Below are 21827 nucleotides of genomic sequence, written 5' to 3' on the forward strand. Positions count from 1 at the left end.
AGGAAAGAAAAATGGTTACAATCAAGGACAAGGTCAGAACTTTTATCGTCGACAACTTCCTGTTCGGCGACACATCATACCAGCTTTCGGATACAGCCTCACTGATCGAGAACGACATCATGGACTCGACAGCCGTACTGGAACTCGTGGCTTTCATAGAGGACAATTTCGGCATAGCGATGGTCGATTCCGACATCGTACCGGCCAACCTGGATTCGATTGACCGCCTCTCGTCCTTCATCAGGGCGAAAGCAGAAGCGCTGGCAGCGTAGGTACAGTCAGCGAGGAGCGTCCATGCGGATCGAACATTTTCTGGCCGCGAAGGCCGCCGCCCATCCCGCCAAAACGGCATTGATCACCAAGGACAAAAGGCTGAGCTTCGAAGAACTGGACGATCTTTCGAGCCGCCTGGCCGCAGCCCTTTTCGCGAATGGCGTCAGGCGCAACAACAGGGTCCTGATCTTCATGGACAATTGCTGGGAGGCTGCGGTTTCGATTTTCGCCGTCCTCAAGGCAGGGGCGACGTTCAGTCCGATCAACGCATCCACCAAGGCCGAAAAGCTTGCCTACATCATCGCCGATTGCGACGCTGCCGCGATCCTCACGCAGGCAAAACTGATGCCCGTGGTCGCCGAAGCGTTCGGATCGAGCGGCAAGAGCGGCATCTTCGTGGCTTCCACCGCTGGTGCCGATAACCAATGCCCGGCAGGGGCGACATCCCTGGCCGACTGCCTGACGCCCGAAGCCGGGGAGATCGACCACCGCGGCATCGACGTCGATCTGGCCATGCTGATTTACACCTCAGGCTCAACGGGCCGGCCCAAGGGCGTGATGATGACGCACCGCAATTGCGACGCGGCCGCGGACTCCATCACCACCTATCTGCGCAACTCTCCAGACGACATCATTTTGAATGTTCTTCCCCTTGCCTTCGACTATGGCCTCTATCAGTTGCTGATGGCTGTGAGACTCGGCGCCACCCTCGTGCTCGAAAAGTCATTCGCTTTTCCGCAAGCGGTCTTCGAACGCATTCGCGAGGAGGGCGTCACCGGTCTTCCGCTCGTGCCGACGATGGCAGCGATGATCCTGCAGATGCGTGACCTGACGCCGGGCTTCCTGCCCAGCCTTCGTTATATTTCCAATACGGCGGCGGCCTTGCCGCAGGCGCACATAGAACGCCTGCGCTTCCTTTTTCCCGGTGTCAGGCTGTATTCGATGTATGGCCTGACGGAATGCAAGCGCTGCACCTATCTACCCCCCGAGGAGCTCGATCGCCGGGCGGGATCGGTCGGAATAGCCATTCCGAACACTGAAGCCTTCGTCGTCGATGAGAACGGGCAACGAGTGCCATCCGGCGTTGCGGGTGAGTTGGTCATTCGCGGGCCGCATGTCATGCAGGGTTACTGGCGCAACGAAGCTGCAACCGAACGGACCCTGCGGCCAGGCCCGAACCCTTGGGAGAAGGTTCTCTATACCGGAGATCTATTCAGTACCGATGAGGATGGCTTTCTCTATTTCGTCGGGCGCAAAGATGACATCATAAAGACGCGGGGAGAGAAAGTGGCTCCGAAGGAAGTGGAAGCCGTGCTTCACGCCCATCCGGGCATCGCGGAGGCCGTTGTCGTTGGCGTGCCGGATCCGGTGCTTGGGCATGCAATCGGCGCACTCGTGATACGCTCGGACCCGACGCTCAGCGAAAAGGATGTCATGCGCCACTGCGCACGTCATCTTGAGGATTTCATGGTCCCCAAGGTTATCGAGTTCCGCTTGGAACTGCCGAAGACGGATACGGGCAAGGTCAGCCGCAAGCTTGCTGCAGAGATGATGGAGGCCGCGCCATGAGCGATCGCCCGACCCAAGACGCGCAGACCGTTCTGGCGCAGGCTCTGGCGATCGACCCCGGTGCCGAAACGGACAGGATCGTGACCGCTTTGCGCCAGCAGTTGCGCGGCATTCGCAAGCGCGGCCTCGTGCTCGGTCTTTCCGGCGGGATCGATTCAAGTGTCTCGGTGGCGTTGGCCGCGCGAGCCGTCGGGCCTCAGAATGTATTGTGCCTGTTCATGCCGGAAAACGATTCCGATCCGGAAAGTCTGCGGCTCGGCCGCCTTGTCGCCGACACTTTCGGTGTCGAGGCTATTGTGGAGGATATCGGGCCGGCCCTGCGCGCCATGGGCTGCTACCAGCGTCGCGACGCCTTCATCCGCGAACTGGTCCCAGAATACGGCGAAGGCTGGGCCTCGAAGATCGTGATTGCGAACGCCCTCGAGAGTGAGGGCTACAATATTTCGTCGCTGGTGGTCCAGGACCCCAAGGGCAAGCAGACCAAACTAAGAATGCCGCTCCCGGTCTATCTCGGGATCGTCGCCGCCACCAACATGAAGCAGCGCACGCGGAAGCAGATCGAATATTATCATGCCGATCGGCTGAATTTCGCCGTTCTTGGAACGCCCAACCGGCTGGAATACGATCAGGGCTTCTTCGTCAAGAACGGTGACGGCGCGGCGGATGTCAAGCCGATCGCCCACCTCTATAAAACACAGGTCTACGCGCTCGCCGCCTATCTCGGGGTTCCCGAGGAAATCCGCAACCGGCCGCCGACCACCGATACCTATTCGCTGGCGCAGACGCAGGAGGAGTTCTACTTCTCGCTTCCTTATGAGCGCATGGATCTTTGCCTTTGCGGCCTCAACAACGGCGTGGCCGCCGAACTGGTGGGGCAGGCGGCGGGATTAACTGCCACGCAGGTTGAACGCGTCTGGACCGACATCGCCGCCAAGCGCAAGGCGACGCGCTATCTGCACCTGCGTCCGCAACTCGTTGATGAGGTCGAGGAAGTCGATACCTGACCTGCCTCTCCAACCTTCGCTCCCGCACGACTGAATGCTTCAGGTGAAGCGGCCGCCGATCAGCCGGCTCCACTGCTCACCCGCAAGTCCGTTCAGGAAAGCTTGAGAGTTCTTCATGGCATCCAAAAGCTCTGGATCGCGTGAATGCACTACGGTCGAGGCTACAGTTAGGAAAGCTATGCGTCGCCCAAGCATTGCTTCCAGAAGTGCGGGTTGAATCCGTCCGCGCAGGCCGCTGACGCCGCGTACGGCGGCATCATCGACTAGACAGTCGATCACCGAACCTGCCTGGCCGGGGAGGGCGAGGATCTGCAGCACGCGACCGATTTCACCCGCCCGTGCGTGATAGGCGAATGCGCCGACATTGGTGCCGACTGGCGATGTCACGGAAACGTAGATAAGCTCGCCCAGGTCCGGCTTTTGTGCCGCATCGATCAGGATATGATCGAGTTGGCCTTCCGCCCACTCCGGGCGCAGGGCGAACTGCGCGGTCAAGGGTTCGATGAGTTTGGCAAATGTGTCGCTGTCGATTTCGGACGTCCGAAATGCTCCATGGCCTGCCCCGTCCGCCGCCACACCCGACCAGCGTCGTTCGCTGGACTTCATTCGCCTGCAATAAAACCGGTCGAGGGCATGGGCAAACGGACCGAACATTCGGGCGAGCTTCATGCGACTGGCGGAAAGGCTGAGCACAAAGCTCGACGGCCGCATCACGCGTACCCAATCGAGACTGTATTGCGGCAGGACCACGCCGCGCAGCCGTGTCCACAACCTTGCGGAGATATCGTTGGCCGTCTCACTGAAGGAGATGTCCTGCGGACCATCCAGGTAAGCTTTCAACAAGCGGGCTCCGGCCAGCGGGTCGCGCTCATGATCCTCGACCATGAGCGAGCTGCAGATGGCGGCGCGTAATTGTCGGCCGTTAAATTTCATCGGTAACACGTGAACGCCGACAAACCCCGAGACACGGCCGGCGTCGTTGACATGGACTAGCGACCGGAGCTCGCCTCCGCAGCCGGGCGCCTCTAGATAAAACCGTCTCATGTATTCGATGAGCGAGGCGGGCGCTTCGGTCCGCTCTTTGCGCAGCACGCGTTGAAACATGCCCGCGACTGCAGGAAGATCGGCACCTTCCAGGGCGCGAATGACGCTCAAGCCCGGCTCCCGGCACCGGAGTCCCCACGTTTCCAGACCATGGCAAGGCCAGGCTTCCCATCGGCCGTCGCGGCGAACGTCAGGTGTTCGTAGCGGTGCAATCTCGACCAGTTGCAATCGCTCAGGTGGCCGAAAGGAGAGCTGTACTGCTGCGGCAAGGTAGGCCCTTTGCGTGATCATGAAAACGAGCGTCGTTGCTGTTACCAACTCCGGGTAAACCGATGTTAAAGTATTGGTAGCGAATCGAGTTTTATCGACGCGACTCACGCCTTGTTTCCTCGCGCCGCAGCACGTCTGGCGAGGCCTCAGCCTGCAACTCCCGGCGCGAAGCCAAGTCGCTTTGACTACGATCCTTTGCCCGCGTCGCCGGTTCTGAGGCGACCGTGGCAAGTGCTGCATGATCTGCCGCTGTCTGCCCGGTGTCGGAAAAAACCGTCGCCGAAATCGAAGATCATGGCGGAAGGAGCCGGAAATCCCTGCCTTCGGGCAGCAGCTGCCCGCCGTCGACGATGATGGTCGTGCCGGTGATGTAGCTGGCGTCGTCCGAGGCCAGGAACAGGAAGGCATTAGCCACGTCGCGCGGGCTGCCGAGGCGGCCGAGCGGTATGGAGTCCTCCATGTTCTTTATATAGGCGGCGCCGCGATGCAGCTGGATTGCTTCGGTGAGGATATTGCCGGGCTCGACGCCGTTGACCGTGATGCCATAGCCCGAGAATTCGAGAGCGGCCGAACGGATCAGGCCGTTGATGCCCGCCTTGGTCGCCGAATAGTGGCCGTGACCAGGGCTGGTGACGTGCGGGCCGGTGATGGAGGAGGTGAACAGCATGCGGCCAAAGTGCTGCGCCTTCATCGGAACGAGCGCGGCACGGGCGGCATTGAAGCTGCCGCGCAAATTGACCGCCATGACACGGTCCCAGTCCTCCGGACTGGTGTTTTCCAGCAACTGCCACGGATAGATGCCGGCATTCTGGACCATGATGTCGAGACGGCCGTGATGTTCGAGCGCCAGCGCAACGGCGGCCTCCGCATCGGCCATCTGCGAGATGTCGGTGCGGATGAAGGCAGCGCCGAGCTCGTCCGCGGCCGCTTGCCCGGCCTCGACCTCGGTATCGGCCAGGACCAGCTTCGCGCCCTTTTCGGCAAAGCGCTGTGCGATGGCCTTGCCGATGCCGCGCGCACTGCCGACGATCAGCGCGATCTTGTCCGCAAGTCTTCCGATCTCTGGACGCCCGGTCATGCCAGCCTCTGGCGAATGGTTTGTTTGAAAGCGTCGAGCAGCACGGCGGCAAGCACGAGCAGGCCGTGGATCACCTGGGTGAAGTTGGCCGGAAGGCCCATGAGGTTGATCGCCGTGTTGATGGCCGACAGCAAAAGCACGCCGGCATAAACGCCGGGCAGGGTGCCGACGCCGCCCTTCAGGCTGACACCGCCGATGACGACCGCGGCGAAGGCATTGAACAGCAGGCCGACGCCAAGATTGGCGGTGGCGCCGGAGGTGCGGATCGCCAGCAGCCAGCCGGCAAGGCCGGCGATGGCGCCAGCGAGAATGAAGGCAATGACGAGGTTGCGGTTCACGCGGATGCCGGCGCGGAAGGTTGCGGTCTCGTTGCCGCCGATCATGACGAGATGCCTGCCGAAGGGGGTCTTGGCCATGATCAGCGAGAAGACCACGAAACACGCAATAGCGATCCAGGCGGTGAGTGGCAGGCCAAGGAGGCGCTGAATGCCGAACCAGCGGATCGCCGGCGCAAGATCCTGTGCGGAGCGGCCTCCCGAAATAACCAGCACGAGGCCTCGCACCCAGATGTAGGACGCCAGCGTGATGATGAAAGCACTCATCTTCACCTTGACGACTAGGTAACCGTTGATGACGCCGATGATGCCGCCGACAGCAAGGGCAATAAACAGCGAAACCGGAACCATCAGCCATTCCGGGTGCAATTGAACGCCAAGGCCGATGCCCGCCGAGCAGAACAGGATGCCGACCGCCATCGCACTGAGGGCCGCCACGGATTCGACCGACAAGTCCATGTGGCCGGTGATGATGACCAGCGCCAGGCCGATCGACATGACGCCAAGCACGCTCGACGCCTCTATGATGTTGGCGAAGATGCCGAGCTGGAAATAGTTCGGAATGGAGATGGAGAAGACCACCAGCACGAAGACCAGCATGAGCCAGACGAGGTTGTCGAGGACGAACTCGAGGGCGTGGCGCGTGCGAGGATTCATGTGCTGATCCGGCTGGCGCATCGATTCTCGGAAAGGATCATGCGCGGATTGAAAATTGCTGCAGCTTCCTTGCGCGTCCGTTCGAACGCGCAAGGAAGCTCCGGGCCAGCCTGGCCCGAAGCCCTAGGCGACTTTGCTATTCGACCGGCTTCACGGTGCCCGACGGCGGCTTCAGATTGCCCCAGAAGGCCGGGTTGTCGACGTTTTCCTTGGTGATCGCAGCGCCGGGGATCTTGATGTTCGGTCCCCAGGCTTCAATGGTCACAGTCGACTTCAGGCCAAGCACGTCGTACTCGCCCGGCTTGATCTCCTGCTTGTTGACGACCTTGTCCATGAACATGGCGACGGCGGCGGCCTGAGCGTAGAGCGGCTGCTCGACTTCGACGTTGAGCCAGCCCTTGCGGATCAGGTCCAGGCCGACCGGCGCACCGTTCGAGCTCATCAGCATGACGTCGCCCGGCTTCTTGCCAGCGGCCTCGAGCGAGGCGACGGCGGCGACCGAGAGGTGCGCCGCATGGCTGAAGATCAGGTCGATATCAGGGTTGGCGAGCATCTGGTCGTTGACGATGGTTCCGGCTGCATCCGCCGCCCATTGCATGGCAGGCACCGAGATGATCGTGACGTCCGGGAACGCCTTCATCATCTCGTCGAAACCCTTCTGGATGTCGAGCGTGTAGGGGTCGCCAGGATCGCCGAGCACCTGGAGGATCTTGCCTTTCACCGATCCGTGCTTCGCCTTCAAGAGCTTCTCGGCCTGATCGGCGGCAATCTGGCCGATTTCGACCGTTCCCGCCACCGAAGTGAAGTCGGACGGTGTCGAGGTAATCTGGCGATCGAACTCGACCACCGGGATGCCTGCGGCGCGGGCGGCCTCGATAGACGGCTTCAACGCATTGAAATCGACGGCAGCGAGAATGATCGCCGACGGCTTGAGCGCGATAACGTCGTTCATTTGCGATTGCTGAGCGTCGGTCTTGTTATCGGCGTTCAGCGTCTTCATCTCGTAGCCGACCTGCTTCAGGAACATCTCCAGAGCGCTCACCGAGCCGGTCTGGAATTCATCGAGCAATGTCGGCACCAGGTAGTAGACGGTGCCCTTGGACTGGGCGAATGCCGGCGTGAGCGTGGCAAAGGCCAGTGCCAGGATACCGAAGACAGCAAGAAGTATTTTCTTCATGTCGTTCGCTCCTTTTGCGCCGGACCCCTCATTTGTCCCTCAGCCTGCCGGTCCGGCACCGGCGAGCGTCTCTCCGGTGATCATGTTGATCACCGCGTCGGGACTTGTCTTGTTGCGCGCGACATCGCCCGCAACGACGCCTTGCCGGATCACCACGATCCGGTCGGCGACCTGGAAGGCCTGCTGCATGATATGGGTGATGATGACGACGCCGATACCTTGGCTGGCCACCTGACGGATCATGTCGAGACCGCGCCGCGTCTGCTCGACACCGAGTGCTGCGAACGGCTCGTCGAGAAGCACGAGCTTGCCGCCAAAATGCACAAACCGGTTGAGCTCGATGGCCTGCCGCTGGCCGCCCGAGAGGTGCTCGACATTGCTTCTGAGCGAAGGAATGCGCGTGCCGGCGCTGGTCAGCGCCTTTTCGACCACCTGCTCCATGGCGGGTTCGTCGAGCACGGGAACGCCAAGAAATTTCCTGGTGATCTCGCGGCCCATGAAGAAATTGGCCACCACGTCGACATTGGTGCAAAGCGAGAGGTCCTGATAGACGGTCTCGATCCCCGCGGCCTTGGCCTCGGCGGGAGATTTGGCCAGGAATTCCTTTCCCTCGAACAGCATGCGACCGGAGGTCGGCTCCAGGCCGCCGGCGATGATCTTGACCAGTGTCGATTTGCCGGCGCCATTGTCGCCCAAAAGCGCCACCACCTCGCCCTTGCCGATCGAGAAGCTGATGCCCTTGAGCGCTTCGATCGCGCCATAGTTCTTGGCGACGTTGTCGAGCACCAGCAGAGGTTCACTCATGCCAGGCTGAGCTCCGCTCATGCCGCGATCCCCTTGCCTTGCAGGATATCTCGCCCGCGTTCGCGCTCGGCGGTGAATATCTGGCCGAAGCGTGGCGAAAGCACCCCTGAGACGGCAAGCGCTGCGGCCCCGCGCAACACCGCATGCTGGCCGCCGCGTGCGACGGTGACACGGGGCGTGGTGCGGTCGTTTCGCGCCGAGATCGAGTTGGGAAGGTTCGCAACCGAACCAGCCAGCCGTTCAAGCAAATCGGTGGACGCCAGTCCGCCGAGGATGATGGTTTCGGGATCGAACAGGTTCTCGATGATGGTGATGGCGTTGCGGAAGATCGACTCGACTTCATCAACCCAATCGGCGTCGCTGATGTTCCTGCGCCGCAGTGCCTCGAGCGAGAGGTATCTTTCGAGGCAGCCGCGATTGCCGCATGGGCACGGCTCGCCACCCGGCACGACAGGGATGTGTCCGATTTCGCCGGCATTTCCCCAGGCGCCGCGCAACGCGCTTCCGTCATGAACCATGACGCCGCCAAGACCGACGCCGAAATAGAGATAGTAGTATTCGGAATATCCCGTCCCGAGGCCATACAGGCGCTCGCCCATTGCCGCGGCCGCCATGTCGGTCTCGAAAAACGCGGGCAGCCCGGTCGAGGCCTCCAGTCGTTCCCGAAGCGCCACGTCCTTCCAGCCGGCCATCGTCGTCGGGCCGATAAAGCTCATCGACTCCACGCCGAAAGGGCCGGGCAGCGCCATGCCTAAGCCGAGAACGCGACCGCCCGGCCGCAGTCGGGTCAATTCAAGCACCATCGCGCCGATCAGATCGAAAGCATGGTCGGGCGATGCATTGGGGGCCTCGCGGTAGGTGCTCTCGATCACGTCTCCGCTCAAATTGATCAGCGCCGCATTCGTTCCCAGCGGGGTGACATGGATGCCGACGGCATAGCCGCCCTCCGGGTTGATCCGCAAGGTCGCCGGAGGCAGCCCACGCCCCCGCGGCTCTTCGCGCATGGACAGAACGTAGCCGTGTTCTTCCAACTCGCGAACGATTGTCGATACCGTTTGCACGGTGAGCCCGACCCGCCTGGCAATGTCGCCGCGGGCGACCGGACCGTGAAGGCGGATGGACTCGAGGACAATGCGCCTGTTGTAAGGCCGCCCGAATTCCTGATTGGTCCCCCGCAGTGCCATGTCTTGCGTTCCTAGGAGACATGAGGTTCGCACCGAATATTTATTCAGTCAAATGGAATTCAAAAATAACAAATGACTTCCGCGCATGATGCGCCGGTCACGAGTTCACCAGCGACACGGAGCACGAGCAGAGGCCGCCATCAGATGGAAAACGGCCAGATCGGTCTCAATGAAAGAAGATGGCGGACTTCAGAGGTACTGGACGACCTTCTTGCCGACCCTTAGGAAGCGCAGCGGGTCGATGGCTTCGCCATTGTGGCGGATCTCGTAGTGAAGATGCGGGCCGGTCGAGCGGCCGCTGCTGCCGGTCTTGCCGATGACGTCACCGGCGTTGAGCCTCTTGCCGACGGTCACGTTGATTTTGCTGAGATGCCCATAGCGCGTCGCAAAGCCATTGCCATGGTCGACCTCGACCATGCGCCCATAGCCGCCGTTCCAGCCGGCCTTGACGACGACGCCGGGCGCCGTGACCTTGGCGGGCATTCCGGTCGGCGCCCTGAAATCCATCCCCGAATGCAGCGCGGCGGTGCCGAGGAGTGGGTCGGTGCGCACACCAAACGGGCTGGTGACCGAGCGACCGGGGGCGGGATTGGCGAGCGGCAGCCGGCGCGCCTCCTTTTTCAAGCGGTCGAGCGCGTCCAGCGCCTCATCGAGTTCTCTAACCTTGCTGTCGAATGTCATCGAACTGTCGAGTGGTATCAGCGGACCGCCGGCATCGCTCTTGCCGAAATCGCTGTCGACCGGCAGGCCAGCCGCCTCGAGCGCCTGAGAAATTGCATCGGCGTTTCTGTAGGCGTTGTCGGCAAGCGTGGTGATGCGGGTGAGCTGCTGGCTCTCTATGGCCTTGAGCGACTCGTTGATCGACACGAACAGCTTGTCGGCACGATCGGCCGCGGTGTCGCTCGGCAGCGGATCGGAGCGTGTCGACCACAGGGAGAACGGCCTGGTGTCGCCGGCGCCAAGGTTGGCGCCGACGCCGGCAACCGAATAGGCCTGCGGCTGGGCGTCGGTCACGCCGGCGCGTTCATCCGACTTTGCGGACGCAGCAGTACCTGTGGCAGGTGGCGTTCCGACTTCGCGCTCGCTGCGTTCGAGGAGCGGTCCGAGGCGGCCATGGCGCAGGCTGAGCTGGGTCTGTCGCTCCAGCAGTTCGCCGACCTTGGTTTCCATGAGCTGCTGGTCAAGAAGCTGGCGGCTGGTGATCCGGTCGACCTGGGCGCGCAGTGCGGAGATGCGGTCCTCATAGGCCTGCTGCATGCGCGCCTGCCGTGCCGTGGTCGCGCCGATCAGGTCGTCGCGCAGCACGAGATAGGAGGTCGCCAGCAGGTAGCCGATGGCCATCGCCGCCAGCGCGGAGCCGCAAAAAGCGGCAACCCATGGCCGTATGGTGAAATGCCTTATCTCGTTACCCCGGGCGATAATGACCGTGTGGGGCTCCTTGCGCCTGCCAAAGACCGCTGACTGACTGGCTACGTTCACGGGACCAAGCTTTCATTACGACACCACGACAGGCCTCATTACACATCATTAAGGTTAACGGTCGGTTGCTTGCGCCCAACTGCTTGCAGCCCATAGGTTGCAGCCGGATTGCCATGAGGGCATGAAGTGCAGGCTTCGGCGCCTCATGCCTCTCATGGGGCTTTCAGGCCACAGCCGACGTTGACGTCAAAGCACGCGCACGGCCTCCAGTACCGCCTCGGCATGGCCTCTGACGCGAACGTTTCGCCAGATCCTGGCGATCCGTCCGTCGCTGCCGATCAGGAACGTTGCACGCTCGACACCCATATAGCGGCGGCCATAGAGCTTCTTCTCGACCCACAGATGATAGGCTTCGATCACCTTGCGCTCCTCGTCGGCGACGAGGTCGACGGTCAGATCGTATTTTGATTTGAATTTGTCGTGTTTTCGGACGCTGTCCGGCGACAGGCCGATGACGGCGGCGCCGAGCTTTTCGAACTCCGGCTTCAACTGCGAAAAGCCAATCGCCTCATTGGTACAGCCTGTGGTGTCGTCTTGCGGATAGAAGTAAAGCACGACCGGCTTTCCCAGCAATGACGCGAGGCTGAGCGAGCCGCCACCGTCGCGGGGAAGATCGAACTGCGGCGCAAGGTCGCCGACGTCGAGATCAGCCATATCGATGCCCTTGTTTGAGGTTACGCGCGAAGCCTCATCGATATATTGTCGCACCGGGATTCGTCCACGGTCGAGTTCGTTCAACGGAAAATTGTGTGGATCAGGAGCAGCCGCAGCACGAGAAGATCAGATTCAGGCGTGATGAGATCACCGACCTGGGTGCCTTCCCGTCCGCGTGCCGCGTACCGCCGCTCGGCCAGGCGTCGATCGGCCGCGGCGTTCGCATTCTTGCGCGGTTGTTTGCCGGCTTTGTGGTGCTTGTGCTGCTGGCCACCGCCGCTGTGTACGCGATCGGCATGTCCGGTTTCGGCGCCGAGCGGCTGCGGGCCGAAGCGGAAACGGCCATCGAGAAATTGGCTGGCGTCGACGTCGATGTTGCGGTCGGGCCGGCCGGTCTCACGCTCGACGGATCGAGCTTCATCGCGCTGCAGGTCAGCGACGTCAGCCTCAAGACCGCCGACGGAAAACCGATGGCCGATGCTGGGCGTGTCCGCTTCGGCATACGGCTGATACCGCTGCTTTCGGGCGAGGTGCGGCTTACCAGCGCCAGGATTTCCGACGCGCGCATCGTGATGGCGGCGCTGCCGTCGGGTGGCGACTGGACGGCGACGCTGCGCAACGACGACGGCCTCATCGATCCGGAAAGACTGGCCGATTCGGTCTTTGCCAGCATCAACCATGCGCTCGATGCAGTGCGGGAGGATTCGATGCGCCGGATCGACCTCCGCAATGTCGACATCGTTCTGCCCGAGACCGGGTCGGTCAAACTGGTCAGGATCACAGATGCCACCGTTGGACAGTCGGGGCCGGGCGGCATGGAGTTTTCATCCGACGCGGATGTCGACGGCAGGGCACTCGCCATCGCCGCCTCAGCCACTCGCGATACGACGACGCGGCGCGTGACGGGGTTGGATGCCAGCGTCGAGATAGCGGAGGTTAACGACGCTGCGGCAGCGCCAAGTGGGACGCTGGGCGCGATTGCCTTGAAGCTGGCGGGATCGGAAGGATCCGGCGAGAACGCGTCGCGGCTGACTGCCTCGTTGTCATTCGCGGGTTCCGTGCTCGATTTGGGGTCGCGTGGCTCGCTTCCAGCAGACGTCGATCTCGATGCCACACTTGTCGCCGGGTCGAACAAGATCCAGGTCGACAAGCTGCTGTTGAAAACCGGTCGCTCGATCTTCAATTTCGCCGGTTCGATCGGACCGAAGCCTGCGACAGGATCAGCGGGCGAGGAGCCGTCCTATCGCTACGACCTGACCAGCGACGGCTCGACGCTGGCGCCTTCGGAATCGTCCGAACCTGCGCTCGATTTCGTGGCCCGCATTGCCGGCGTCTACCAGACCCGGAGCCACAAGCTCGTAGCCGAGCAGATCGGGATCAGGTCCGGAGCCGCCAGCGAGGCGCTGGGCACGGCTTCGGTCGAATTCGCTAGGGGAAAGGTGCCGGGCATCTCTGTTGCCTTCAACGTCCACGACATGCCGGTCTCGCACGTCAAGCAGTTCTGGCCCTGGTTTTCCGCGCGAAACGCTCGCCTTTGGGTACTGAAGAACCTGTTCGGCGGCCGTGTCGTCGATGGCAGCCTGCAGTTCCAGGTCGTGCCTGGGCGTCTTGGCAACGGGATCCCGCTTTCATCAAATGAAGTGTTCGGCCGGTTCCAGATCGAAGGATCGCGCTTCGATACGGCCGGCCACATCCCGCCGATACGCGATGCCGTCGGCGTCGCCGAATTCCACGGCAATGACGTCGACATCGCCTTGTCCTCGGGCAACGTCTATATGGCCAGTGGCCGCACGGTGGCGGCAAGCAACGGCACGATGACGATCAAGGCGGCGAACCGCCCGCCGGTGATCGGCGCGCTCGATATCGACGTCGCCGGGGAAGCGTCCGCGATCGCCGAACTCGCCTCCTACGATCCGATCAATGCCATGCGCCATGTCGGCCTGCTGCCGGAAGACCTGTCGGGCACGGTGACCGGCCACGTCAAGGCGGACATTCCGCTGCAGTCAGGCGTCGACAGCTCGAAACTCGATTGGCTGGTGACGCTCGATTACAAGGACCTGTCGCTGGGCAAGCCGTTCGAAGACCAGACGGTGACGGACGCCGATGGTTCGATCACGGTCGAACCCGAGAAGGCCGTGATATCAGCCAAGGCGCTGCTCAACGGCATTCCAGCCGAACTCGACCTGATCGAACCGCTCAGGGATGGCGGATCGCCACGTAGCCGGAAAGTGGCGCTGGTGCTCGACGACAAGATGCGTGCCGCCGCCATGCCTGGCCTGTCGGCGCTGCTTTCCGGAGCCGTCAAGGTTGAGATCGACAAGAGCGGCAGGGGCAACGAGACTGTTTCGGCGGACCTGACCAATGCCAGGCTGGATATTCCTTGGGCAGGCTGGAGTAAGGGACCCGGCATTCCAGCCAATGTCACATTTGCCATGGCCAAGTCCGGCGACACCACGACGCTGTCCGACTTCGACTTGAATGGAAAGACCTTTTCGATCGACGGCGGCGTGGTGCTGGTCAACGGCGCCCTGTCCTCGGCGCGGTTCAGCAAGGTCACGTTGAACCGGGGAGACGATGTTGCCGTCTCGGTGAAACGATCGGGTAAGGGCTATGCAATCGACATCAGGGGCAACGCGCTGGACGCGCGCTCGCTGATCAAGCAATTCACGTCCGACGTCGACACCGCCACCAAGGCCACGGGTTCCGACGCGATTTCGGTGAGCGCCGACGTCAACTCCCTGACCGGCTTCCACAACGAGACACTGTCGAAGCTGAAGCTCGACTACAGCGCCACCGGTTCCAGGGTGAATGGGCTCAAGGTGAGCGCCACGGCAAGTTCGGGTGCTGCCATAAGCATCAGCAATACGACCGGCGCCGGCAGGCGCGCCCTCAACGTGATGTCGGCCGATGCCGGCGCCATCCTACGGTTCCTGAACATCTACGAGCATATGGAGGGCGGTTCGATCACGCTGGCACTTGCAGGGGCGAGCGATGGGCCGATGAAGGGCCAGGTCGACTCGCACAACTTCTTCGTGGTCAACGAGCCGAAACTCGCCTCGCTCGTATCGACGACGCCGGCGGGCGACAGCCGCAGCCTCAACGAAGCTGTCAAAGCGAACATCGACACGTCGAGAGTGAAGTTCGAGCGTGGCTTTTCCGAGATCGAAAAGGGCGCCGGCTATCTGAAGCTGGCTAATGGCGTGCTGCGCGGCCCGCGGATCGGCACCACCTTCCAGGGCACGCTCTACGACCAGAACAACAATATGGACATGACCGGCACCTTCATGCCGGTCTATGGCCTCAACCGCATCTTCGGCGAACTGCCGCTGTTCGGCGCGCTGCTCGGCAATGGCCGCGATCGCGGCCTGATCGGCGTGACCTACCGGCTCAGGGGCGATGCCAACAAGCCGAAACTCGACGTCAATCCGCTATCGGTGATCGCCCCCGGAATATTCAGGTCGATCTTCGAGTATCGGTGAGGTCGAAACCCAATCATTTCGAGCGACCGAATTCACGCCTCTGACCCGAAGCCGCCCGTCGTTCGGTCATGCCACAAGGTCCGCATCGGGTGGGGGGGCGGTCTTTATGCCTGTCGCCGATTGGTTCGTAGTTACGGGCTGGCTACAGGTGGGCAATACCGGCTTTCAGCAGTCCTTCGCGGACGTGCTGCACGTCAGACTCCTGGGCATAGTGCAGGGTGGCGATAAATGAATCGAGATCGAATTGGGGATCGAGCGTTCTGACTTTGCCTAGATGCGCCGCGGCCGCGATTTCGTCGCCCAGCCAGCCGTAGCAGGCAGCGGCGAAAGCGTGCTGAACCGAGTCCATGGTTGACAGATGCATGAAAGCTTCGATCGCCTCGCCATACTGGCGCGCGGCGAAATGCGCCTTTCCCAGATGGCTCCAGAACCTCTCCGGGTGGTGCGGGTTCAACTGCATTGCCTTGCGGATCCATTCAATTCCCTCTTCCGGCCTCCCCAGCCACGTCAATAACTCGCCTTGCTGCACCACCACGAGGTCGTAATTGGGATTGAGGGCGAGGGCGCGCTCTTGATGGTAGCGCGCTGTGGTCAGCTCATTGTTGTTCACGTTCACTGCGGCGAGGATGCGGTGGACATCGGCATCGTTGTCGTCCAGCGCCAGCGCCCTGTCCAGCGCTGCCATGATGTCGTTCCAGACCGCATCCCTGTCTTCGCACCAGTTATGGACCCAGGCCTGGCCAAGAATGCAGGCCCGCCAGGCATGGGCATGGGCATAATCGGGGTCGAGCGCGACGGCCCTGCCTATCAAGGTTTGCGCGCGTTCATTATCCGCAATCGTGCTTCGGTGATGCAGCACCTTGGCAGCAAGCACACATTCATACGCGGCCATGTTTGCAGGTTTCGCCCGCGCGAGCTGGTCCCGCTGAGCCGCCTCGACACGACCGGGCAGCGTGGCTGCGATCGCCGCGGTCACCTCATCCTGAATCGCGAATATGTCGTCCAGCTTCCGGTCATATTTGTCTGCCCAAATATGAGCATCATTCGCCGTGTCGATGAGCTGAACCGTCACGCGCACCCTGTCGCCGATCTTGCGGACGCTTCCCTCCACCAGGTATTGGACGTCGAGTTTCTCGGCCACCTCGCGCACATTCACAGCGCGATTCTTGTAGACGAAGCTGGAATTGCGCGAGATGACGAACAGCTCATGGTGGCGGGACAGTTCGGTGATGATGTCCTCGGTCAGTCCGTCCGCGAAAAATTCCTGCTCGGGGTCGCCGCTCATGTTGTTGAATGGCAGCACCACTATCGAAGGTTTCGAGATGGATCGCTTTGCCTCGACTTCTGGCAGGACATGACTGTCAAACCCAATGCGATAGAGGCGAACCGGGCGGCTGATGTTCTTTAACGTCTTCTCGCCCAGGTCCTCCATGGCAATTTCGAGACGGTCGGCAATTTGGGTCGCCACCGCTGCGGTCACGCAGATACCGCCGACGTCGGCGAGTTGCTCGATGCGCGAGGCAATATTGACGCCGTCGCCGAAAATGTCCTCATCGTCGAAAATGATGTCGCCGAGATTTATGCCGATCCTGAATTCGATGCGCCGTTCTTGCGGCACATCCGAATTGCGCCGTTTCATGCGCTGTTGGATTTCCACGGCGCATTTCACGGCATCGGTCACGCTCTGGAACTCAACGAGCATGCCGTCTCCGGTGGTCTTGATGATCCGGCCCTTGTTCTTCGCGATGGCGGGATCGACCAGTTCTATGCGATGGGTCCGAAGGCGTGCGAGCGTGCCGGATTCGTCGGCCTCCATCAGCCGACTGTAGCCCGCCATATCGGCAGCCAGAATTGCGGCTAGTCTCTGTTCCATCGCTTGAACCAAAAACCAAGCCTATCCTTCCTGGGCTGCCAAATCCAGCAATTTGGGCTGGTGGCTGAATCAAGAAGTCTTCCTACCGCAGCAGCAAGAAAGGGCGGATCAGAACCTTCCGCCTTCCGCCAGGTGGCTGCGAACTCGATCGCATCAATGGCGGGAGGGATCCGCGCGACGTCAGACCGGAAACGTCCGATATGAACACGAGTTTGGACCATAGTGGCTGCACTCGCTGACGTCTGCAAATGGCGCTACCTGCTGCAAATGGCGCTACCTGCTCGTTCCGATCGATGAGACGAATGGCAATATTCACCCATCTGGGCCATTCTCAGCAGCTACCTGATTAAGTTTTACCTAGGCCGTGATCCCGAACCGAAGGTCAGCGCAGCAAGAAGTGAAACCGGTCTCGGAAAAGGACTAATGAGCCCCATCCCGATTCCATCGGGATCGATCAGCGCCGGTCAGACCGGCCGCACCAGAACGTGTTTTTTTTTGCCGAGCGACAGTTTTACGACTTGTTCCGGGCCGAGATCCTGAAGTGTCACCAACCGGCGATCGTCGGACACCGACTGGTCGTTCAGCCGCACGGCACCGCCCTGGATGTGTCGCCGCGCCTCGCCGTTGGACGCGGCAAGCCCGGCGGTAACGAACAGCGACAATATGCCGACCCCGCGTTCCAGATCGGCCTTGCCCACCTCGACGGTCGGCAGCGTTTCGGCCAGCGCGCCTTCTTCGAACGTCTTGCGCGCGGTTTCCTCGGCTTGCTCGGCCGCCTCGCGGCCGTGCAGAAGCGTACAGATTTCAGTCGCCAGGATCTTCTTCGCCTCGTTAATCTCGGAGCCGCCAAGCCGTTCCAAACGCGCGACCTCATCCAGAGGCAGCGTCGTGTAGAGCTTGAGAAAGCGGCCGACGTCGGCATCCTCGGTGTTGCGCCAGTATTGCCAGAACTCGTAAGGCGACAGCATTTCGGCATCGAGCCAGACTGCGCCTGAGGCCGACTTGCCCATCTTGGCGCCCGACGAGGTGGTGAGCAGCGGCGTTGTCAGCGCGTAAAGTTGCGCGCCCTCCATGCGATGGCCGAGATCGATACCGTTGACGATGTTGCCCCACTGGTCGGAGCCGCCCATCTGCAGCCGGCAGCCGAGACGCTTGTAGAGTTCGACGAAGTCATAGGCCTGCAGGATCATGTAGTTGAATTCGAGGAACGACAGTGATTGCTCGCGCTCGAGCCTGAGCTTGACCGAATCGAAGGCTAGCATGCGATTGACCGAGAAATGCCGGCCGACATCGCGCAGAAAGTTGACGTAATTGATTTCCATCAGCCAGTCGGCGTTGTTGACCATGATGGCGTCGTTCGGACCAACGCCGAATTTGAGATAGGGCATGAAGTTGCGGCGGATACCGGCCAGATTGTCCTCGATATCCCCAGGCGTCAGAAGCTTGCGTGCCTCGTCCTTGAACGACGGATCGCCGATCATCGAGGTGCCGCCGCCCATCAGCGCGATCGGCCGGTGACCGGTCTGCTGCAGCCAGTGCAGCATCATGATCTGGATCAGCGACCCGGCATGCAGGCTCTTGGCGGTCGCATCGAAGCCGATATAGGCGCTTACCGTTTCCTTGGCGAAAAGCTGGTCGAGGCCGGCATCATCCGAAATCTGGTGGATGAAACCGCGCTCGCTCATTATGCGCAGGAAATCGGATTTGAAGGCGGACATTTTTTCTTTCCCGAAAGCGCCCAACCGTAGCGGATCGGGCGTGGTATGCGTGAACGCGGGCGTTTAGCATCCAAGCGCGGTCAGCAAAAGGGGAATCCGGTTTTGCGTCCGATCGCGTTTTACATGATAGGTTCGGTGCGAACGCAATCACGGAGTCGTGAAACGGCGCAAGCTCGCCTTCCGGCTGCATCCTTGCTTCATCGTTTGGGCTGGCGTAATGAGGCGCCGCGCCAGCGGGTTCTTGCCGCACCTGACCCGCTGGAACGGCACCGCACGGCATCGAATCGAATGCCATATCCTATGACAGAGCCCGACACGAAATGCCGGAGACATCCATCGTCATTCCTTGCCGGAACGAGGCGGCGAACCTACCGCTTCTGCTTGACGAGATCGGGGCGGCGATGGCCGGGCGCGACTTCGAGGTGATCGTCGTGGATGATGGTTCGACCGATGAGACCACCTCGGTGCTTGCCGCCCAGGCAGTGCTTCGCCCGTTTCCGCTTCGCCACCTCCGGCATGAGAAATCCGCCGGCCAGTCTCTCTCCGTGCGTTCGGGCGCTTGGGCGGCCCGCGGCGATATCGTCGCCATGATCGACGGCGACGGCCAGAACGATCCCAAATATATTCCGGTGCTGGTCGATGCTCTGCGGCAGGCCGGTCCCGGTTTCGGTGTTGCGCAAGGGCAGCGCCTGAAGCGTCGCGACAGCAAGATCAAGCAACTGGCGTCCCGGTTTGCCAACTGGCTGAGAAAAGCCGTCTTGCATGACGAGACCCGCGACACGGGCTGCGGCCTGAAGGCGATATATACGGACATCCTCAGGAGATTGCCGTTTTTCGACGGCACGCACCGCTTTGTTCCGGCCCTCGTCATCCAGGAGGGGTATCGCGTCGTGCATTGCGACGTCGTCGACCGCTCTCGCCGCCACGGCAAGTCGAATTACGGAATTTTCGATCGCGGCCTGCAAGGGGTGCTTGATCTCGCCGGTGTCTGGTGGCTGCGCCGCCGGCGCCGCCGAATGCCAAAAACAGAGGAAATCCGGCATGGCTAGCGTGCTTCAGGAACTGGCGACCTGGCTCCACGACGTCTTCGTCAAGCAGTTCGATACGTGGATTCTGCTCGGCTTTGTCGCCCAGTTCTTTTTCAGCATGCGCTTCGTCGTGCAGTGGATTGCATCGGAAAAAGCCAAGCGCAGCGTCGTGCCGATCGCTTTTTGGTTCTTTTCGCTGTTCGGCGGCAGCATGCTGCTGATCTATGCCATCCAGCGGCAGGATCCGGTGTTCATCGCCGGCCAGGCCCTGGGCCTGTTCATCTACATTCGCAACCTGTGGCTGATCGCCAACGAGCGCAAGGCGGCGATGACCAAGGTCGATTGAGCGACCTGCCTCTCGTGGCGAAAGCCGGTAGGGTCGGCACCGATTCCTTCCTGGCCGCAGCAAATCCCTGAGAGACTCCGGGTTGCGACCTTGCACGAAGTCGGTCCTATCTGTCGTCCAGTCCGCCGTAGGATCGCACAAGCCGGACCATGTCGGGCGAGTTCGAGCCCTCGCTCTCGAGCCCCTGGGCGACACCGCTCCGGTCGGCGATGGGCCGGTTCTGGCTGACCTTCCACTTGCCTTGCATGTCCGTGATCTCGATTTCCAGCCCGACAATGCCCTTGATCTGCGACTGGATGAAGCTGGCTGGTGCGTCGGTCACCGCCCAGGGTGCTTCGCGAGCGGCTTCTTGTGATACCGTCAGCTCGGAAATCTGCTGGGCCAGCCAGTCCTGGTCCTCGATCACCGTGACGGTGCCACGCACCTGGACGATGGCGTAATTCCAGGTCGGCACGACCTTCCCGGTTTCGCGCTTGGTCTCGTACCAGGACGGCGTCACATAGGCATCGGTGCCCTGGAAGACGACCAGCACTGGCGATGCCGGGCTGTCGGCCAGCAGGCGCCATTGCGGATTGGCTCTCGCCAGATGGGCGCGCAGCCTGCCGTTCGGCGGCACTTCGGTGTCGAGCAGGAACGGAATCGCGTTCGCGACCGGCCCCTCGGCCCCATTTGAAACCAGCAGGCCAAGCGGATGCGCCCGGATCAGCCCGTGCAGGACGTCCTGTCGCGTTTCCTGGAAATGCGGGGGCTGGTACATCGCTGTTCGCTGCCTATCTCAACCGTTTCGGCCGCGGGTCGGACAACTCGCCGGCCAGACGGCGATCGAGATAGTCCGCGCATTCCTGGAGCAACAGGTCCGCGTCGTTGGAGAAGAAATGGTTGGCGCCGGGCAAGGTCTTCTGGGTGATGGTGATGCCCTTTTGCGTGTGCAGCTTGTCGACCAGCCCCTGCACGTCCTTTGGCGGCGCGACCTTGTCGGCGTCGCCATGGATGATGAGGCCGGACGACGGGCAAGGCGCCAGGAACGAGAAATCATAGGTGTTGGGCTGCGGCGCGATCGAGATGAAGCCTTCGATCTCCGGCCGGCGCATCAGAAGCTGCATGCCGATCCATGAGCCAAACGAATAGCCGGCGACCCAGCAGCTCTTGGAATCCGGATGCAGCGACTGCACCCAGTCGAGTGCCGCGGCCGCATCCGACAATTCGCCGGTGCCGTGGTCGAATTCGCCCTGGCTGCGGCCGATGCCGCGGAAGTTGAAGCGAAGCGTGGTGAAATCCCGCTTCTGGAACATGTAAAAGAGGTCGTAGACGATCTTGTTGTTCATCGTGCCGCCGAACTGGGGGTGCGGGTGCAGGATGATCGCAATCGGCGCGCTCTTTTCCTTGGAAGGCTGATAGCGACCCTCCAAGCGGCCGGCCGGACCGGTGAAAATGACCTCAGGCATAAAATACTCCACATGGCATAAGAATGCGCGGCGCCCGGAACAACTCTTCCTCTGGCCTTGACGCAGGGCGAGCGTCTTTCTAGAAGCTAGTTTAGAATTGTTCAAAACTGGGTGGCCAATCGTAATGGCTCGGCTACCCACGCCGCACGCCGCGTAAATAGGACGTCTTGCCTTGCAATTTCAAGGAAATAACGCGCTATCCTCGCGGAACGGCTTTTAACGGGACCAGTTTGAAGCGAAAATGGCCGGACCACGCGCCTATCTCGACTACAATGCCAGCGCGCCGCTGCTTGCCGCGGCGCGGGCGGGGCAGAGTTTCGGGCCCACGAGAAACGCCAGACCCCAGAACGTCACAAGGGGAAGGGGGGGCGCAACCCGGCGGGGGGTGAAAAGAAACGCCGCTGGTGGGG

Annotated in this window: 18 protein-coding genes; 6 read left to right on the forward strand and 12 right to left on the reverse strand. The window is 61.5% G+C overall.

What is annotated here, in order from left to right; genetic code table 11:
• The first annotated feature begins 11 nt into the window (after nucleotides 1-11).
• From NKH36_RS24470 to nadE, 3 genes are read left to right on the forward strand one after another with little or no spacing between them, the layout of a single operon-like run.
• Entirely contained in the window at nucleotides 12-272 is a 261-nt protein-coding gene (locus tag NKH36_RS24470; protein WP_126106852.1) for an acyl carrier protein, read from the forward strand.
• Nucleotides 273-294: 22 nt separating this feature from the next.
• Complete coding sequence (locus NKH36_RS24475) at nucleotides 295-1842, forward strand: class I adenylate-forming enzyme family protein (RefSeq protein WP_352960968.1); 1548 nt, start codon at nucleotides 295-297, stop codon at nucleotides 1840-1842.
• Nucleotides 1839-2846 (forward strand): NAD(+) synthase, encoded by a 1008-nt coding sequence (gene nadE / locus NKH36_RS24480; protein WP_352960969.1) that lies wholly within the window; start codon nucleotides 1839-1841, stop codon nucleotides 2844-2846. Before NKH36_RS24475 ends, nadE begins: the two co-directional genes overlap by 4 nt.
• Before the next feature lie 39 nt (nucleotides 2847-2885).
• On the opposite strand, the gene NKH36_RS24485 is transcribed toward nadE, so the two are convergent.
• The 8 genes from NKH36_RS24485 to NKH36_RS24520 all read right to left on the reverse strand — a co-directional run bounded on the left by NKH36_RS24485 (nucleotide 2886) and on the right by NKH36_RS24520 (nucleotide 11528).
• Nucleotides 2886-4001, reverse strand: coding sequence for a hypothetical protein (locus NKH36_RS24485; protein WP_352960971.1), 1116 nt, complete (start codon nucleotides 3999-4001; stop codon nucleotides 2886-2888).
• A gap of 451 nt (nucleotides 4002-4452) precedes the next feature.
• A complete protein-coding gene (locus tag NKH36_RS24490) occupies nucleotides 4453-5238 on the reverse strand; it encodes an SDR family NAD(P)-dependent oxidoreductase (protein WP_352960972.1) in 786 nt (261 codons plus the stop codon).
• The gene (locus NKH36_RS24495) at nucleotides 5235-6230 is read right to left on the reverse strand and encodes an ABC transporter permease (protein ID WP_352960973.1); all 996 of its coding nucleotides are present in this window, start codon (nucleotides 6228-6230) and stop codon (nucleotides 5235-5237) included. Before NKH36_RS24495 ends, NKH36_RS24490 begins: the two co-directional genes overlap by 4 nt.
• 136 nt (nucleotides 6231-6366) lie before the next feature.
• The gene (locus NKH36_RS24500) at nucleotides 6367-7407 is read right to left on the reverse strand and encodes a sugar ABC transporter substrate-binding protein (protein ID WP_352960974.1); all 1041 of its coding nucleotides are present in this window, start codon (nucleotides 7405-7407) and stop codon (nucleotides 6367-6369) included.
• A gap of 39 nt (nucleotides 7408-7446) precedes the next feature.
• Nucleotides 7447-8211 (reverse strand): ATP-binding cassette domain-containing protein, encoded by a 765-nt coding sequence (locus tag NKH36_RS24505; RefSeq protein ID WP_352960976.1) that lies wholly within the window; start codon nucleotides 8209-8211, stop codon nucleotides 7447-7449.
• A gap of 17 nt (nucleotides 8212-8228) precedes the next feature.
• Nucleotides 8229-9395: an ROK family transcriptional regulator gene (locus tag NKH36_RS24510; RefSeq protein ID WP_352960978.1), complete on the reverse strand. Its 1167-nt coding sequence runs from the start codon at nucleotides 9393-9395 to the stop codon at nucleotides 8229-8231.
• Nucleotides 9396-9584: 189 nt separating this feature from the next.
• The gene (locus NKH36_RS24515; protein WP_352964906.1) at nucleotides 9585-10874 is read right to left on the reverse strand and encodes a M23 family metallopeptidase; all 1290 of its coding nucleotides are present in this window, start codon (nucleotides 10872-10874) and stop codon (nucleotides 9585-9587) included.
• A 186-nt stretch (nucleotides 10875-11060) separates the two neighbouring features.
• Complete coding sequence (locus NKH36_RS24520; protein WP_352964909.1) at nucleotides 11061-11528, reverse strand: peroxiredoxin; 468 nt, start codon at nucleotides 11526-11528, stop codon at nucleotides 11061-11063.
• Nucleotides 11529-11623: 95 nt separating this feature from the next.
• Between NKH36_RS24520 and NKH36_RS24525 the strand changes: the two genes are divergently transcribed.
• Nucleotides 11624-15007 carry a YhdP family protein gene (locus NKH36_RS24525; protein WP_352964912.1) on the forward strand — a complete coding sequence of 1128 codons (3384 nt, stop codon included), beginning with the start codon at nucleotides 11624-11626 and terminating at the stop codon, nucleotides 15005-15007.
• Nucleotides 15008-15149: 142 nt separating this feature from the next.
• Here NKH36_RS24525 and NKH36_RS24530 read toward each other — a convergent pair whose 3' ends face one another.
• Together NKH36_RS24530 and tyrS are read right to left on the reverse strand one after the other, a co-directional pair.
• Nucleotides 15150-16880, reverse strand: coding sequence for an adenylate/guanylate cyclase domain-containing protein (locus NKH36_RS24530; RefSeq protein ID WP_352964928.1), 1731 nt, complete (start codon nucleotides 16878-16880; stop codon nucleotides 15150-15152).
• Between the two features lie 464 nt (nucleotides 16881-17344).
• Entirely contained in the window at nucleotides 17345-18598 is a 1254-nt protein-coding gene (gene tyrS, locus NKH36_RS24535; protein WP_352964915.1) for a tyrosine--tRNA ligase, read from the reverse strand.
• A gap of 320 nt (nucleotides 18599-18918) precedes the next feature.
• On the opposite strand from tyrS, the gene NKH36_RS24540 reads away from it, so the two are divergent.
• Nucleotides 18919-19647 (forward strand): glycosyltransferase family 2 protein, encoded by a 729-nt coding sequence (locus NKH36_RS24540; RefSeq protein ID WP_352964918.1) that lies wholly within the window; start codon nucleotides 18919-18921, stop codon nucleotides 19645-19647.
• The gene (locus NKH36_RS24545) at nucleotides 19640-19972 is read left to right on the forward strand and encodes a lipid-A-disaccharide synthase N-terminal domain-containing protein (RefSeq protein ID WP_352964921.1); all 333 of its coding nucleotides are present in this window, start codon (nucleotides 19640-19642) and stop codon (nucleotides 19970-19972) included. Before NKH36_RS24540 ends, NKH36_RS24545 begins: the two co-directional genes overlap by 8 nt.
• Nucleotides 19973-20078: 106 nt before the next feature.
• Here NKH36_RS24545 and NKH36_RS24550 read toward each other — a convergent pair whose 3' ends face one another.
• On the reverse strand, nucleotides 20079-20729 hold the full coding sequence (locus NKH36_RS24550; RefSeq protein ID WP_352964924.1) for an FMN-binding negative transcriptional regulator: 651 nt from the start codon (nucleotides 20727-20729) through the stop codon (nucleotides 20079-20081).
• 13 nt (nucleotides 20730-20742) lie between these two features.
• Entirely contained in the window at nucleotides 20743-21417 is a 675-nt protein-coding gene (locus NKH36_RS24555) for an alpha/beta hydrolase (RefSeq protein WP_027154148.1), read from the reverse strand.
• Nucleotides 21418-21827: the final 410 nt, after the last annotated feature.

The sequence above is a fragment of the Mesorhizobium sp. M1312 genome, assembly GCF_040318115.1.
In the GTDB taxonomy this organism is placed as follows: domain Bacteria; phylum Pseudomonadota; class Alphaproteobacteria; order Rhizobiales; family Rhizobiaceae; genus Mesorhizobium.

Coding starts and splice junctions, on each gene's coding strand:
- NKH36_RS24470 (WP_126106852.1), top strand. CDS start 12: ATGGTTACAATCAAGGACAAGGTCAGAACTTTTATCGTCGACAACTTC.
- NKH36_RS24475 (WP_352960968.1), top strand. CDS start 295: ATGCGGATCGAACATTTTCTGGCCGCGAAGGCCGCCGCCCATCCCGCC.
- nadE (WP_352960969.1), top strand. CDS start 1,839: ATGAGCGATCGCCCGACCCAAGACGCGCAGACCGTTCTGGCGCAGGCT.
- NKH36_RS24490 (WP_352960972.1), bottom strand. CDS start 5,238: ATGACCGGGCGTCCAGAGATCGGAAGACTTGCGGACAAGATCGCGCTG.
- NKH36_RS24495 (WP_352960973.1), bottom strand. CDS start 6,230: ATGAATCCTCGCACGCGCCACGCCCTCGAGTTCGTCCTCGACAACCTC.
- NKH36_RS24500 (WP_352960974.1), bottom strand. CDS start 7,407: ATGAAGAAAATACTTCTTGCTGTCTTCGGTATCCTGGCACTGGCCTTT.
- NKH36_RS24505 (WP_352960976.1), bottom strand. CDS start 8,211: ATGAGTGAACCTCTGCTGGTGCTCGACAACGTCGCCAAGAACTATGGC.
- NKH36_RS24510 (WP_352960978.1), bottom strand. CDS start 9,395: ATGGCACTGCGGGGGACCAATCAGGAATTCGGGCGGCCTTACAACAGG.
- NKH36_RS24520 (WP_352964909.1), bottom strand. CDS start 11,528: ATGGCTGATCTCGACGTCGGCGACCTTGCGCCGCAGTTCGATCTTCCC.
- NKH36_RS24530 (WP_352964928.1), bottom strand. CDS start 16,880: ATGGAACAGAGACTAGCCGCAATTCTGGCTGCCGATATGGCGGGCTAC.
- tyrS (WP_352964915.1), bottom strand. CDS start 18,598: ATGTCCGCCTTCAAATCCGATTTCCTGCGCATAATGAGCGAGCGCGGT.
- NKH36_RS24540 (WP_352964918.1), top strand. CDS start 18,919: ATGCCGGAGACATCCATCGTCATTCCTTGCCGGAACGAGGCGGCGAAC.
- NKH36_RS24545 (WP_352964921.1), top strand. CDS start 19,640: ATGGCTAGCGTGCTTCAGGAACTGGCGACCTGGCTCCACGACGTCTTC.
- NKH36_RS24550 (WP_352964924.1), bottom strand. CDS start 20,729: ATGTACCAGCCCCCGCATTTCCAGGAAACGCGACAGGACGTCCTGCAC.
- NKH36_RS24555 (WP_027154148.1), bottom strand. CDS start 21,417: ATGCCTGAGGTCATTTTCACCGGTCCGGCCGGCCGCTTGGAGGGTCGC.